This is a genomic window from Microbacterium sp. PI-1 (assembly GCF_004337555.1).
GTDB classification, from domain to species: Bacteria; Actinomycetota; Actinomycetes; order Actinomycetales; family Microbacteriaceae; genus Microbacterium; species Microbacterium aurugineum.
On the sequence record NZ_SJYZ01000001.1, the window covers coordinates 98,094 to 112,817 of the forward strand.

Consider the following 14,724-nt stretch of genomic DNA (forward strand, 5'->3'; position numbering starts at 1 on the left):
CCACGAGATCTGGATGGGTCCGCTTCCGACCGTCGCCGACGGGGGGCTCGCGCAGCCCCGGATCGGTATCGCCGGGATCTCCATCGAGTCGAGCACGTTCTCCCCGCACATCTCGGGCGACGAAGCCTTCACGGTTCGCACCGGTGAGGCTCTGCGCAGCTACTACCCGTTCCTCGACGACGGGCGCGAGCTCGCTGCGGCCGCCGAGTGGGTGCCCCTCACTCATGGTCGCTCGCTGCCCGGTGGTGCCGTCGCGCCCGAGACCTACCGTCGGATGAAGGACGCCATCGTCGAGGGCATCCGCGAGCAGGGCCCCTTCGACGGCTTCTTCTTCGACATCCACGGAGCGATGAGCGTCGTCGGGCTCGACGACGCCGAAGGCGACCTCGCGCTCGCGGTGCGGGCGGCACTGGGGCCGGACACGCTGGTCTCGACATCGATGGATCTGCACGGCAACGTCTCCGAGGTGCTGCGCGACGCGGTCGACCTGCTCACGTGCTACCGGATGGCACCGCACGAGGACTGGATGAACACCAAGGAACGGGCGGTGTGGAACCTCCTCGCCCGGCTGCGGGGGCCGCACGGCGCCGACCCGCTGGGCCGTCGGCCGTTCGTGGCGTGGGTGCCGGTCCCGGTCCTGCTCCCCGGCGAGAAGACCAGCACCCGGCTCGAGCCCGCACGCAGCATCTACGCCGAGCTGCCCGAGATCGAGGCGCTTCCGGGCGTCGTCGATGCCTCGGTCTGGATCGGTTACGCCTGGGCCGACGAATCCCGTTGTCAGGCGTACGTCGTGGTCACCGGCGACGATCGGGAGCTGATCGCGCGTGAGGCTGAGCGGGTGGCCCGCATGTTCTGGGAGGCTCGCGAGGACTTCGTGTTCGTCGCTGAGACGGGCACGCTCGATGAGGCGCTCGAGAAGGCGCTCGCGCCGGGCGCGCCCCACCCCTACCTGATCTCGGACTCGGGTGACAATCCGACGGCGGGCGGGGCGGGCGATGTGACGTGGACCCTTGCACACCTGCTCGCGCATTCCGAACTCACCGGAACCGACCGCACGACCCTGGTGGCGTCGATCTTCGATCCCGAGGCGGTCGCGCAGGCGGTCGACGCGGGCGTCGGGGCGACGATCACGATCGTGGCGGGTGCCCGGGTCGACGATGGCCCGCACGGCCCCGTGACGATCACCGGGACCGTCTTCTCGATCACCGACGGAGATCCGGACGCAGGCACGCAGGTCGTGATCGCGGCGGGTGGACTCCACGCCATCATCACGGAGCGTCGCAAGCCGTTCCATCACCTCTCCGACTTCCGGGTGCTGGGCCTCGAGCCGACGACCGCGGACATCGTGGTGGTGAAGATCGGCTATCTCGAACCCGAGCTGTACGAACTCGCCGCGGGCTGGACTCTCGCGTTGACCCCCGGGGGTGTCGACCAGGACCTCCTCCGTCTCGGTCACCACCGTCTACGCCCCGGTGTCTACCCCTTCGACCCCGAGGGAAACCCCGACCTGAAAGCCGTGGTCGTCCGCCGCGGCGCCGCAGAGGAGCCGACCGCATGATGAACTTCGAGAAGCGCACCGGGCCGGACCTCGGCGCGGATGCTCCGACGTACCCGACGCAGAGCGTGCCCGACTGGTACCGCGACGCCAAGCTCGGCTTCTTCGTGCACTGGGGGCTCTACTCGGTGCCGGCGTGGGCCGTGCAGCACGGCGAGGGCGTGAACATCCCGACCGAGGACGCGTACGCCTGGCATCAGTACGCCGAGTGGTACGGCAACACCGTGCGGATCGCGGGGAGCCCGACCTGGGAGCGTCATCAGCAGCTGTTCGGGCCGGGGACCTCCTACGAGGACCTCGCCGATCGGTGGGACGCCGAGGCGTTCGACGCGGATGCCTTCGTCGGCGAGCTTGTCGGCGCCGGGGCCAGGTACATCATCCCGACCACGAAGCACCACGAGGGCTTCTGTCTGTGGGGCACCGAGACCACCGGCTTCAACGCGGTCGCGCGCGGGCCGCGCCGTGACCTGATCTCCGAGTTCCACGATGCCACCCGGCGCGCGGGCGCGAAGTTCGGCGTGTACTACTCGGGCGCGCTCGACTGGCATGTGAGCGACTTCCCGCCGATCGAGTCCGACACCGATCTGTTCCGTTTCCGCCGCAACGACGCCCATTTCGCGCGGTACTCGGCAGCTCAGCTCGACGAGTTGGTCACGCGCTTCTCGCCCGACGTGCTGTGGAACGACATCGAGTGGCCCGACGGCGGCAAGGGGCGCGACGAGTATGCGGTCGCCGCGCTGCTGGAGCGATACTTCGAGGCCGTCCCGGACGGCGTCGTCAACGACCGGTGGGGCGTGCCGTATCACGGCTTCCTCACGCGGGAGTACACGGACATCCCGGAGATCATCCCGGAGCCGTGGGAGTCGACTCGAGGCCTGGGCTACTCCTTCGGGTTCAACCAGGCCGAGGATGAGCGTCATTCGCTGTCGGGAGCCGCCTTGATCCGGCTGCTCGTCGACGTCGTCGCCAAGAACGGCAACCTGCTGATCAACGTGGGTCCCGCGGCCGACGGATCGATCCCGGAACTTCAGCGGCGCGCGATGCGCGAGCTGGGCGCGTGGCTCGAGACGAACGGCGAGGCGATCTACGGCACCCGTCCGTGGGTTCGAATGGGCGAGCGGACCGGAGCGCCGCGGCGGTACACGACCACGGGCGCGACCGTGCATGTGCATGCGCTCGATCCGAGCGTCGGCACGCTGGAGCTGCCCGCGGAGCTCCTGGGCTCCGACCTGCGTTGGGCGGACGGTTCCGTCGCCGAGCGATCCACGGACGACCGCACGGTCGCTGTGATCCCGGCCGGTCTGCGCGAGGAAGCTGTCGCCGTCCTGTCCGCTGGCTGAGACGGACCGGATCGCGACCACGCGAGGGCCCTCCCGGTATCGATCCGGGAGTGCCCTCGCTGTGTGCACCGGGTGTCAGGGCCGGGTGAGCTCCTCGAGGACTTCGATCACGTGGCGGTACGGTCGGCCGGTGGCGCGCGTCATCCCGATCTCGCAGGTGCGGTTCGCCGACACGAACGCGTCGAAGTCGCCGCGGGTGCTCTCGGCTTCGGCGATCTCCGCGGACTCCTGGGCGGTCGCACTGGCCGTGAGCTCCGGGTGCAGCATGCCGCGGTCGCCCGCGAAGGCGCAGCAGCCCCATCCCTCGGGGACGAACACGTCGTCAGCGACGGCCGCGGCGATCGCGGTCAATGCTCCGGTCGCGCCGAGCGCGGTCGTGGAACAAGTCGGATGCACGGCCACCGTGGGGAGCTTGGCCGGCACGGAGATCTTCGGCAGCACCTCGCGTGCCACGAACGTCGTGGCGTCCTCGATCCGCAGGCCTGCGTAGCGCGGGTTCTTCGCGACCGACTGCGCGAGCATCACGTCCAGGCCCTCTGTGCACGACGCCGCGTCGCACACCACCGGAAGCTCCCCGTGCCTGCTGGCTTCCCACAGCGACTCCAGCACCCGGTCCGACATCAGGGCGTAACCGTCCAGGTGACCCTTCGACTTCCACGGCGTGCCGCAGCACAGGCCTCCGTTCTCCTCGGGGATCACGACGGCGATACCCGCACGGTCCAGCAGGGTCCGGAGTGCGTCTCGAGAGCCCTCGCCGTCGCCTTCCGCGCCGAACATCGTCCCGATGCAGGCACCGAAGAAGACGGCCTGCGCATCGGCCGGGAACTCCGGGCGCGGCGGCTTCGAACCGCCGTGCGGGAGCCCGCCGTCGTACAGAGGCACGGTGTCGGCACCGAAGACGGCGCGGCCGAGATGCGTCACCCCGCGCACGAGCGGCGAAGGGAGGGCATCGGCGACGGTGAGCGCGACTCCGCCGGCGCGCGTGACCGTGCCCCAGTGCTTGGCTGCGGTGCCCCATACCGCGCCTTCGACGGAGTTCGACTGCTCCGCTCGAAGCCGACGTACGAGATCACCGGTGTTGATGTCGACCGGGCAGGCCACGCCGCACATGCCGTCGACCGCGCAGGTCTGGACGCCGTCGTAGTCGTAGTCCTTCTGCAGGTCGCGCAGCAGCTCGGTGTCGCCCTGCTCCTCGGCCCATGCCATGTCGCGGCGGATCACGATGCGCTGGCGTGGGGTGAGCGTGATGCTCTTGCTCGGGCAGGTCGGTTCGCAGTAGCCGCACTCGACGCAGCGGTCGACCTCGTTCTCGACCGTCGGCACCCGCTTGAGGTCGTGCAGGTACGAGTCAGGGTCATCGGAGAGGACGACTCCGGGATTCAGGATGCCGTCGGGGTCGAACAGCGCCTTGATCTCCCACATCATGTCGGTGAGCTCATCGCCGTATTGGCGACGCACGAACGGCGCCATGATGCGGCCGGTGCCGTGTTCGGCCTTGAGCGATCCCTGCTGCGCGAGGACGAGTTCGACCAGGTCGTCCGTGAACCGCCGATAGCGCGCGACGCTGTCGGGGTCGTCGAACCGTTCGTTGAGGAGGAAGTGGACGTTGCCGTCCTTGGCGTGCCCGAAGATGACCGAGCCTTCGTAGCCGTGCTCGGCGAACAGCTCGATCAGGCGTTCGCAGGTGGCGAGGAGCCGGGGGACGGGTACCACGATGTCTTCCAGCAGCGCCGTCGTACCGGACGGGCGCGCACCGGCGACCGCGGTGTAGAGCCCCTTGCGCACATGCCACAGAGCGGCGCGCTCACTCGCATCCGTGGTGAGGCGCGGGGGCACGGCCAGCGGGAGCTGCTCGAAGTGCGACTGCGCCTTCGTGCTCGACGCGGTGAGAGCGTCCGCGTCGGCGGCATGGACCTCGACCAGGAGAGCGGCGTGACCCTGGACCTCGATCTCGGCGATCGCAGAGGGGACATCGCTCAGTCCCTGAGCGACCCGCAGGGATGCGGCGTCCAGGAGCTCGATGGTGGCCAGACCGAGCCGGGTCAGGTGGGGGAGCGCCGTCATCGCCGCCGAGAGCGTCTCGAACACGAGAAGTCCCGTCGCGATCGACGGTCGCACTTCGATCGTGCGGAATCGAGCCTCCGCGACGAACGCGAGCGTGCCTTCGGACCCGATGATGAGATGCTCCAGGATGCGCACCGGGTCGTCGAAGTCCAGCAGCGCGTTGAGCCCGTAGCCCATGGTGTTCTTCATCGAGAACTGCTGGCGGAGGAAGGCGACGTGCTCGGGGGCGGCGAGCAGGCGTGCTCTCAGGTCGAGCAGGCCCGCGACGATCTCGGGTTCCGCCGCGCGCAGCACCTCGCCCGCATCCGGGCGGCCGGTGTCGAGGATCGTCCCGCTCGGGAGCACGACGGTCATCGACTCGATCGTCTGATACGAGTTCTCGGTGATCCCGCAGGCCATTCCGCTGGAGTTGTTCGCGACGACGCCACCGATCGTGCACGCGATCTCGCTCGCGGGGTCGGGGCCGAGCTTGCGGCGGTAGCGCGACAGGCGTGTGTTGACCTGACGTACGGTCGCACCGGGTCCCACCCGCACCGAGGCCCCGTCGTCCTCCACCCGGATGTCTCGGAAGTTGCTGCGCGTGTCGACGAGGATGTCGCCGCTCACGCTCTGCCCCGAGAGGCTGGTGCCTCCGGACCGGAACGTCATCGTGCGCCCGGCGGCGCGGACTGCGCCGAAGGCGCGCGCCACGCCCTCGGCGTCTGCGGGGGAGAGGACGGCATCCGGGATGAGCAGATAGTGGGACGCGTCGTGGGCCCGTGCGAAGCGGTCGATGGAGCGGGAATGGACCTGCGTCCTGGTACCCAGCAATGCGGTGTCCAGGGGTTCGGCGAGGGTGGTCGGCACGGTGCTCCTCTGCTCCGTCGAAAGATTGTCAGACAAGTGTACCGATACCTGGATGCTTCGATAGGCTGACCCGCATGACCACCGCTTCGGACGCAACGCTGGGGATCGTCGGCGTCGTGGATGCTGTCACCGCTCAGTTGCGCGGCCGTATCCTCCGTGCCGAGATCCGTTCCGGGGATCCGATCACGGAAGCGGCTGTGTCGCAGTCCTTCGGAGTGGCCCGTCCCAGCGCGAAGGCGGCGATCGAGCAGCTCGTCGCGAGCGGACTCCTGGTGCGAACGGCGCATCGCAGCGCGCGCGTGGTCGGGATCGATTCTGCGACGGTGCGGGATGTCTATCGCACCAGGACGCGGCTCGAGAGCGCCGCCCTTCGCGACCTCGCGGTGACGCGGACGGTGCCACGCGCGGCCGTCGAGGCGAACGCGGAGCTCCTCGCGATGCCGTCGGGGCCGGACCCGGCGACCGTCGCGCCCGACCTGCGATTCCACACCGCTCTCATCGAGGCGCTCGACAGTGAACGCACCGCTCGGATGTACCGCAGCGTCCTCGACGAAGTGCGCTTGTGCATGGCGCAGGTGCAGGGTCGACGATTGCTCGACGCGGCGGCGATCGCGGCGCAGCACAGCGACATCCTGGCTGCGGTCGCCTCGGGAGACGGGGAGCGAGCAGCAGTCCTCCTCGACGCTCACCTGTCATCGGCCGAGGAGCGGCTGGTGGAGGCGCTCGACGCGGACTAGCGTCGCGCCCGTCGTCACTCCGCCGGCGCTTCCTCCACGACGATCGGTGCCTCGGAGGGATCTGTCCATTCCGGGGCGGGGAGCACGGTGTCGGTCTGGCCGGCCTGGATCGCGCGCAGTGCCTCGGTGATCTCCTCGTCGTTCTCGGGAACGGGGAGCCCGCACGCCCGGAGCTCGGACGTGAACTGGAGCGTCAGCCGGATCTTCCCCGCTTCGACCGCCTGCGCCGTCGTGCCCGTGCGGATCTCGCTCCCGGTCTGGATCGCCGACACCTCATCGCACACGTGGTACACCTTGCCGCCATCGACCCAGACGACCTCGTCCTTGCCGAGGAGCAGGATCACGGCGGACTGGTCGGCCGTGTACTGCTCGACGGACGGCGGATCGAAGTCGACGCCGATGAACACAGCCAGGGCCGCGAGAGCCACGCCGACGATGCCGGCCGTGGTCTTCTGTCCCTTGTCCATGTCCTTGTTCAGGAAGATCAGGATGACCAAGGGCAGGAACGCGACCACCGCGATGATCGCGCCGAGCTGGTTCTGCACGAAGAAACGCGTCTTGTCGGACTTGCGTGCGGGGTCGAGGCGGTTCGCCTTCTTCCACAGCACCGATCCGGTGATGGACAGCGCCGCGATGACGACCAGCAGCACCAGCAGGGCGACGAATGCCCACTGCGGGAACGTCGCGGTGACGCCCTGTTCCTCCAACAGGCCGGTGTCGGGATCGCGGAGCAGAGTGCCGTCCTCGCCGACGAACTCGCGCTGGCGGAGGAGCCAGAAGATGCCGACACCCTCGCCGATGATCGCGACCGCCCAGAGGACCGCGGCGATCCACCGGAAGCGTGTGGCCCTGGCCTTTGCTTCCGCAGTGGGAGTCCAGCCGGAGGGCGGCTCCGGAGTCGCATTCGTCGCGGACGGTTCGATCCGCGCGTCGGTGTCGTCACTCTCGGCCACGGTGCTCCCTTTCCCCTCCGATGCCCGCCGTTCCAGCTCAAGGCAACCCTGAGCATAGTGGACCGGGTGTCCTACGCTAGAGGGCATGACTTCCGACTCCGACGACGCCCTCACCTGGGATGGCGACGAGGCTTCCGCGCCGAAGGATCCCGCGTTGCCCCCTGGCTGGAACGCCGTCGGGAAAGGCAGTCGCGACGTCGGCACGATCGAGGGGGACGGAACGATCACTCCCGCCCGGTCGGATGAACAGGCCGGCCTGAGCACGCCGATGCTGCTGATCCTCGGCATCGTTGGCGGCGTGTATCTCCTCTACACGGTCGGATGGATCGTCGGCGGACTGCGTCTGCGGCCACTGGCGTCGTTCCTGGTCGCCGATGCGATGTTCCTGCCCTGGTTCGTCCTGGCGATCGCTGCGCCGGCGCTCTGGTTCCTCGCGAGCTGGGTCCTGACCAGGGGGAGGGCTTCGTGGATCCGCGTCGCCGTGCTGCTCGCAGGAGTCGTCCTGCTGGTTCCCTGGCCCTTCGTCACCGTGGGGGTGGTCGGATCATGAGCGCATCCCCGACCACGGAGCCGGTGTCCGCCGGTTCGCCGCGCTGGCTCGTCGGCCTGGTCGTCGGCCTGGCCGGACTGTTCTACGCATACGCGGTGTGGAACGCCGTCGCGCATCTGATCACGATGGCGCAGACGGGACTGACCGCCGGCGGGTGGGCGACCTTGCTCTTCGGCGTCGCGTTCCCCGCGATCGTCTTCGTCTTCGCGTACCTGATCGGCCGTCGTCGGCGAGTGGGGGAGCTCCTCCTCGTCTTCCTGGCCGGACTCGGTGTCGTCGCGGTGTTCTGGATGAGCCTGATCGCGCTCAGCCTGACGATGCCGAGCGCCTGAGTCGCGGGCGTCACACGGCGCGGAGCGCCCCGAGCCCTCGGGTAGAGTTGACGCGATCGCGCCCCCATGGTGTGCGGCGCATCGGCCCCTCCCGCCTGCCGCGCTGCCCCGAAGGATCCACTGTGCCGAAGCCCGTCGTGCTCATCGCCGAAGTTCTCTCTCCCGCCACGATCGAGGCACTCGGCCCCGACTTCGACGTCCGCGACGTCGACGGTACCGATCGCGAGGCGCTCTTCGCGGCACTCGCCGACGCTGACGCCGTGCTGGTGCGTTCGGCGACGCGCATCGACGAGGAGGCGCTGGCGCACGCGCCGAAGCTCAAGGTCGTGGCCCGTGCGGGCGTCGGTCTCGACAACGTCGACATCAAGGCAGCCACCGCAGCGGGCGTCATGGTCGTGAACGCGCCGACGTCCAACATCGTCTCCGCGGCGGAACTCACGGTCGGCCACATCCTGAGCCTCGCCCGCCGTATCCCCGCCGCACATGCCTCGCTCTCCGGTGGCGCGTGGAAGCGCAGCTCCTTCACCGGCGCCGAGCTGTTCGAGAAGACGGTCGGCATCGTCGGCCTCGGCCGGATCGGCGCCCTCGTCGCCGCGCGCCTCGCGGCCTTCGACATGCGTGTCGTCGCCTACGACCCCTACGTCACGTCCGCCCGCGCGCAGCAGCTCGGTGTGCAGCTCCTCTCCCTCGACGAGCTCGTGGCCGAGTCGGACTTCCTGACGATCCACATGCCGAAGACGCCGGAGACCACCGGCATGATCGGTGCCGCGCAGTTCCAGGCCATGAAGCCGACGGCGTTCGTGGTCAACGTCGCCCGCGGCGGACTGATCGATGAGGAAGCGCTCCACGCGGCGCTCGTCGCCGGCGAGATCGCCGGCGCCGGGCTCGATGTCTTCACGACCGAGCCTCCCGTGGAAGGCGGGACCGCGCGCCCGCTGCTCGACCTGCCCAACGTGGTCGTCACGCCGCACCTCGGCGCGAGCACCGAGGAGGCGCAGGAGAAGGCAGGCGTCTCGGTCGCCCGCTCGGTGCGTCTCGCCCTCGGCGGAGACCTGGTGCCGGACGCGGTGAACGTCGCGGGTGGCGTGATCGACCCGTACGTGCGCCCCGGCATCTCCTTGGTCGAGAAGCTCGGCCAGATCTTCGCCTCGCTGGCGACCTCGCCTCTCACGAGTCTCGACGTCGAGGTGCACGGCGAGCTCAACGACTACGACGTGAGCGTTCTCAAGCTCGCCGCGCTCAAGGGCGTGTTCACGAACATCGTGAGTGAGACCGTCTCGTACGTGAACGCCCCGCTCCTCGCCGAACAGCGCGGGATCGCCGTGCGTCTGATCAAGGACGACGTGAGTGACGAGTACCGCAACGTCATCACGCTCACGGGCGCACTGTCCGACGGGACCCAGCTGTCGGTCTCGGGAACCCTGACGGGGCCGAAGCAGACGGAGAAGCTGGTCGGGATCAACGATCACGCGCTCGAACTGCCGATCGAGCAGCACCACGTCGTGATGCTCTACACCGACCGCCCCGGCATCGTCGCGGTGTACGGGCAGAAGTTCGGCGAAGCAGGCATCAACATCGCCGGCATGCAGATCGCGCGTCAGGCGGCGGGCGCGCAGGCGCTCAGCGTGCTGACGCTCGACTCGCCGGTGTCGGAGGAGCTGCTCGAGGACGTGAGCGCCGCGATCGACGCCGACCTCTTCCGGCAGATCGAGATCACCGAGGTCTGATCACTCGACGCGACAGACGGGAGAGGGCGGGAGCGAGATGCTCCCGCCCTCTCGCGTCTCTCTGACCGTCAGGCCGTGGCTCGGAGCACCAGCGCGATCAGGTCCTTGAGCTCGTCGCTTCGGGGAACCAGGCGTTCGGGGCCGTGCACGTCGAGGGAGTTGTTGAAGTACAGGCCGTCGCTGACGAGCATCACGAGGTCGAGGCTCGCGTTGTCGCGCACGTGCGGACGGATCGTCTCAGCCCAACGTCGCCGTGTTTCGCGCAGCATGTCGGCCGCAGCGATCGAGCCGCCCTGTGCGAGCCTCGTCGTCGCGATCAGGACACGGTCGAGGGCGTCGTCTTCCATCACCGAGGTGCGCACGTAGTAAGCGACGGGCCCTTCCTCGGCTGCCGTCATCCGCTCGAGGTCCGCTGTCGTGAGGTGGTCGAGGCGCTCGACCAGGCCGATCTCCAACTCTTCCTTCGAGCCGAAGTGGTACAGCAGACCACCCTTGGAGACCCCTGCTGCCTTGGCGGTCGCGTCGAGGGTCGCGGCACGCTCGCCGTCTTCGATGAGGATCGCTTCGAAGGCGTCGAGCACCTTCTCGCGAGCGAGGGGAGGTCGGGGCATCGTGGGTCCTCTGCACAGGGGGAGCGGTCGGGATTCTGTTACTATACCAGCCGGACGGTTCACTAACCGTCGATCACGATCCTGAGAGGTGTTCCATGACCCGTACTGCGTCGATCCCGACGACAGAGACGGATGCTCCCCGTGTCGGAGCCCGTGGCTGGGCGGCGCTCGTCGTCCTCATGCTGCCGGTGCTTCTGGTGTCGGTGGACAACACGGTGCTGAGCTTCGCGCTCCCTGAGATCTCCATCGCGCTCGCGCCCACCGGTGCGGAGCAGCTGTGGATCATCGATGTGTACCCGCTGGTGCTCGCGGGACTCCTCGTCACGATGGGTACCCTGGGTGACCGGTTCGGACGTCGGAAGATGCTGCTGATCGGGGCGACCGGCTTCGCCGCCGTATCCGCACTCGCCGCCTTCGCGCCCACGGCCGGCTTGCTGATCGCCGCCCGTGCGCTCCTGGGTCTCTTCGGCGCCATGCTGATGCCGTCGACGCTCTCCCTCCTCCGGTCGATCTTCCGCAACCGTGATCAGCGCCGCATGGCGATCGCGGTCTGGGCATCGGCGTTCTCCGCCGGGTCGGCGTTGGGTCCGATCGTGGGCGGCATCCTGCTCGAGCACTTCGCCTGGGGATCGGTCTTCCTGATCGCCGTTCCGGTGCTCATCCCCCTGCTCATCGCCGCACCGCTGCTGGTGCCGGAGAGTCGTGATCCGAACCCGGGTCGCATCGATCTGATCAGCATCGCGCTGTCGATGGCGACTATGATCCCGGTGGTCTACGCGATCAAGTCCCTCGCGGTGGACGGCCCGAGCCTCACCGCCGGCGCCTGGGCTCTGCTCGGCTTCGGCATGGGCTACCTGTTCGTCCGTCGTCAGCTGCGGGCCAAGAGCCCGATGCTCGACATGGCGCTGTTCCGGCGCGGTTCCTTCTCCGGCGCGATCCTGGTGAACCTGCTCAGCGTGGTCGCGCTGGTGGGCTTCCTGTACTTCGTGTCGCAGCACCTGCAGCTGGTCCTCGGCCTGTCGCCGATGATGGCCGGCATCGCACTGGTCCCCGGCATGCTCGCGATGATCGTGGCGGGGCTCTCCGTCGTGCCGGTCTCGCGCCGCGTGCCGCCGCACATCGTGGTCCCCGCCGGGCTCGCGTTCTCGGTGGCCGGCTACCTCATCGTGGCGTTCACGACGCATGAGCACGGCGTCCTCCCCCTCGTGGTGGCGTTCGTGGTGCTGGGCATCGGCATCGGCGCGGCGGAGACGATCTCCAACGAGCTGATCCTCTCGAGCGCTCCCGCGGCCAAGGCAGGCGCGGCGAGTGCGGTCTCGGAGACGGCGTACGAGCTCGGGGCGGTGCTCGGCACCGCGGTGCTCGGTGGCATCATCACGGCGTTCTACCGCGGCGCTCTCGTGCTTCCGGCAGGTCTGCCCGCCGATGTCGCCCACGCGGCGGAGGAGACCCTCGCCGGTGCCTACACCGCCGCGCAGGAGCTCCCGGCGCAGCTGGGGACGGCCCTGTGGGACGCGGCGGCCGACGCATTCGGTTCCGGTGTGACGGTGACGTCGCTGATCGGGGCCGGGCTCGTCGTGGTCGCCGGGGTGATCGCCGCCGTCACACTGCGCAAAGCCCCCTCGCACTGACCAGTACGCTGGGAGGATCGGCCCGCCCCGCCCTGCGGCAGGTCTGGGCCGGTCCATCCCCGTGCAGTGCGCAAGGAGTGTCATGTCGCGTGTCGTGAAGCTGGCCGTCATCCCCGGTGACGGCATCGGTCCCGAGGTCATCGCCGAGGCGGAGAGGGTGCTCGACGCCGTGACCGCGGCGAGCGACGTCGTGTTCGAGAAGACCCGCTTCTCGCTCGGCACCGGCCGCTTCCTGGAGACCGGCGACACGCTCACCGATGACGACCTCGCCGCCATCGCCGCCCACGACGCGATCCTGCTCGGCGCCGTCGGCGGAACGCCGGGGGACCCGCGACTGAAAGACGCGAACATCGAGCGGGGACTCCTGCTCCGGTTGCGCTTCTCGCTCGACCACTACGTGAACCTGCGTCCCTCCAAGCTCTTCGTCGGAGCTCCCGGACCACTGGCCGCGCCGGGGGAGATCGACTTCGTCGTGGTCCGCGAGGGGACCGAGGGGCCGTACGTCGGCAACGGCGGGGCGATCCGCAAGGGCACCCCGCAGGAGGTCGCGAACGAGACCTCCGTGAACACCGCATTCGGTGTCGAGCGGGTCGTGCGCTACGCCTTCGAGCTCGCGGAGCGTCGCCGCAAGAAGCTCACGCTCGTTCACAAGACCAATGTGCTCGTCCACGCCGGAGCCATCTGGCAGCGCATCGTGAACGAGATCGCGGCCGAGCACCCCGAGGTCACGGTCGACTACCTGCACGTCGACGCGGCCACGATCTTCCTGGTGACCGACCCCTCGCGCTTCGACGTCATCGTCACCGACAACCTGTTCGGCGACATCCTGACCGACCTCGCCGGAGCGGTCACGGGCGGCATCGGCCTCGCCGCCTCGGGCAACATCAATCCCGATGGCGCTTTCCCCTCGATGTTCGAGCCCGTGCACGGCTCCGCCCCCGACATCGCCGGTCAGCAGAAGGCCGACCCGACGGCGGCGATCCTCTCGATCGCGCTGCTGCTCGACCACCTCGGCCTCTCCATCGAATCCGCGCGGGTGAGCGCTGCGGTGGAGGCCGACATCGCCGCCCGCAGCGGGGCGCGCGCGACCGCGGAGATCGGCTCTGCGATCACCGCACGACTCTGACCGCAGGCGTAGGCTGAACGGGCGCGAGGATGCGCCCACCCACGAGGAATGGATGATGAGATGACGACCATCGATGCCGAGGCGACCGTGGCTCCCCTGGAGTTCGCCGTCACGAAGAACCTGACCGCCGCGTCGCCCGCGCGGCTGGCCGAGGTGCTGGAGAATCCGGGCTTCGGTGTGGTCTTCACCGACCACATGGTCGACATCTGCTGGTCGGTCAAGGGCGGCTGGCACCGGCCCCGCGTGCAGCCGTACGGACCGATCCCGCTCGACCCCGCGGCGTCCGTCCTGCACTACGCACAGGAGATCTTCGAGGGCATCAAGGCCTACCGCCACGCCGACGGCTCGATCCACACCTTCCGCCCCGACCGCAATGCCGCGCGCCTGCAGGCCAGCGCCCGCCGCCTCGCGCTGCCCGAGCTTCCGACCGAGTACTTCATCCAGTCGCTGCGCGAGCTGATCGCGGTCGACGGTCGCTGGGTACCCAGCGGGGCCGACCAGAGCCTCTACCTGCGTCCGTTCATGTTCGCCAAGGAGGCCTTCCTCGGCGTCCGCGCCGCGCAGAAGGTCGCCTACTACGTCATCGCCAGCCCCGCGGGCGCCTATTTCTCCGGCGGTGTGAAGCCGGTGCGCATCTGGCTCTCCGAGGAATACGCCCGTGCGGGCAAGGGCGGCACCGGCAAGGCCAAGACCGGCGGCAACTACGCGTCGAGCCTGCTCGCACAGAGCGAGGCGAGTGCTCAGGGCTGCGACCAGGTCGTGTTCCTGAACGAGAAGCGCGACGTCGAGGAGCTCGGTGGCATGAACGTGGTCTTCGTGTTCAAGGACGGCCGCGTCGTCACCCCCGAGTCGGACAGCATCCTCGAGGGCATCACCCGTGACTCGCTGCTGCAGCTCGCGGAGGACCGCGGGTACACGGTCGAGAAGCGTCCGATCTCGATCGACGAGTGGCGTGAAGGCGTGGCATCGGGCGACATCGTCGAGGTGTTCGCGTGCGGCACGGCCGCCGTCGTCACCCCGATCGGCGCGCTCGTGGGCGACGGCTTCGACGAGCCGCAGCCGCTGGGAGAACTCGCTCTCTCGTTGCGCGAAGAGCTGACCGACATCCAGTACGGACGCCGTAAGGACAAGCACGGCTGGCTCCTGCGCCTCGACGCCTGACGCCGGACCCCCGACGCCGAGACCCCGTCCTCTCGCCGAGACCCCGTCGTCTCGGCGCACGCAGGACGGGGTCTCGGCGGCGTTGGGGGGT

12 protein-coding genes are annotated in these 14,724 nt (G+C 69.1%); 9 read left to right on the plus strand and 3 right to left on the minus strand.

The genetic code is table 11. The features are described 5' to 3' along the window. Window positions 1–13 precede the first annotated feature (13 nt). Entirely contained in the window at window positions 14–1,558 is a 1,545-nt protein-coding gene (locus tag E0W80_RS00465; protein WP_282579212.1) for a M81 family metallopeptidase, read from the plus strand. Then, complete coding sequence (locus E0W80_RS00470) at window positions 1,555–2,895, plus strand: alpha-L-fucosidase (protein WP_131490894.1); 1,341 nt, start codon at window positions 1,555–1,557, stop codon at window positions 2,893–2,895. The genes E0W80_RS00465 and E0W80_RS00470 overlap by 4 nt, the downstream gene beginning before the upstream one ends. Before the next feature lie 75 nt (window positions 2,896–2,970). On the opposite strand, the gene E0W80_RS00475 is transcribed toward E0W80_RS00470, so the two are convergent. Further along, the gene (locus tag E0W80_RS00475) at window positions 2,971–5,805 is read right to left on the minus strand and encodes an FAD-binding and (Fe-S)-binding domain-containing protein (protein WP_131490895.1); all 2,835 of its coding nucleotides are present in this window, start codon (window positions 5,803–5,805) and stop codon (window positions 2,971–2,973) included. 74 nt (window positions 5,806–5,879) lie between these two features. On the opposite strand from E0W80_RS00475, the gene E0W80_RS00480 reads away from it, so the two are divergent. Continuing rightward, the gene (locus E0W80_RS00480; RefSeq protein WP_131490896.1) at window positions 5,880–6,542 is read left to right on the plus strand and encodes a GntR family transcriptional regulator; all 663 of its coding nucleotides are present in this window, start codon (window positions 5,880–5,882) and stop codon (window positions 6,540–6,542) included. A 14-nt stretch (window positions 6,543–6,556) separates the two neighbouring features. Here E0W80_RS00480 and E0W80_RS00485 read toward each other — a convergent pair whose 3' ends face one another. Then, window positions 6,557–7,495: a hypothetical protein gene (locus E0W80_RS00485; protein WP_131490897.1), complete on the minus strand. Its 939-nt coding sequence runs from the start codon at window positions 7,493–7,495 to the stop codon at window positions 6,557–6,559. A gap of 85 nt (window positions 7,496–7,580) precedes the next feature. Between E0W80_RS00485 and E0W80_RS00490 the strand changes: the two genes are divergently transcribed. The 3 genes from E0W80_RS00490 to serA all read left to right on the plus strand — a co-directional run bounded on the left by E0W80_RS00490 (window position 7,581) and on the right by serA (window position 10,104). Next, entirely contained in the window at window positions 7,581–8,045 is a 465-nt protein-coding gene (locus tag E0W80_RS00490; RefSeq protein WP_131490898.1) for a hypothetical protein, read from the plus strand. Further along, window positions 8,042–8,377, plus strand: a complete 336-nt coding sequence (locus E0W80_RS00495) for a hypothetical protein (protein WP_047523921.1) — start codon at window positions 8,042–8,044, stop codon at window positions 8,375–8,377. The genes E0W80_RS00490 and E0W80_RS00495 overlap by 4 nt, the downstream gene beginning before the upstream one ends. Before the next feature lie 122 nt (window positions 8,378–8,499). Then, complete coding sequence (serA, locus tag E0W80_RS00500) at window positions 8,500–10,104, plus strand: phosphoglycerate dehydrogenase (RefSeq protein WP_131490899.1); 1,605 nt, start codon at window positions 8,500–8,502, stop codon at window positions 10,102–10,104. Between the two features lie 68 nt (window positions 10,105–10,172). Here the strand turns inward: serA and E0W80_RS00505 are convergent, their stop codons facing one another. Next, window positions 10,173–10,715 (minus strand): TetR/AcrR family transcriptional regulator, encoded by a 543-nt coding sequence (locus tag E0W80_RS00505; RefSeq protein WP_131490900.1) that lies wholly within the window; start codon window positions 10,713–10,715, stop codon window positions 10,173–10,175. Between the two features lie 95 nt (window positions 10,716–10,810). On the opposite strand from E0W80_RS00505, the gene E0W80_RS00510 reads away from it, so the two are divergent. From E0W80_RS00510 to E0W80_RS00520, 3 genes are all read left to right on the plus strand, one after another. Beyond that, window positions 10,811–12,346, plus strand: coding sequence for an MFS transporter (locus E0W80_RS00510; protein ID WP_131490901.1), 1,536 nt, complete (start codon window positions 10,811–10,813; stop codon window positions 12,344–12,346). An 82-nt stretch (window positions 12,347–12,428) separates the two neighbouring features. Further along, a complete protein-coding gene (locus E0W80_RS00515; protein ID WP_131490902.1) occupies window positions 12,429–13,472 on the plus strand; it encodes a 3-isopropylmalate dehydrogenase in 1,044 nt (347 codons plus the stop codon). Window positions 13,473–13,532: 60 nt separating this feature from the next. Continuing rightward, window positions 13,533–14,633 carry a branched-chain amino acid aminotransferase gene (locus E0W80_RS00520; RefSeq protein WP_131490903.1) on the plus strand — a complete coding sequence of 367 codons (1,101 nt, stop codon included), beginning with the start codon at window positions 13,533–13,535 and terminating at the stop codon, window positions 14,631–14,633. The last annotated feature ends 91 nt before the right edge of the window (window positions 14,634–14,724 follow it).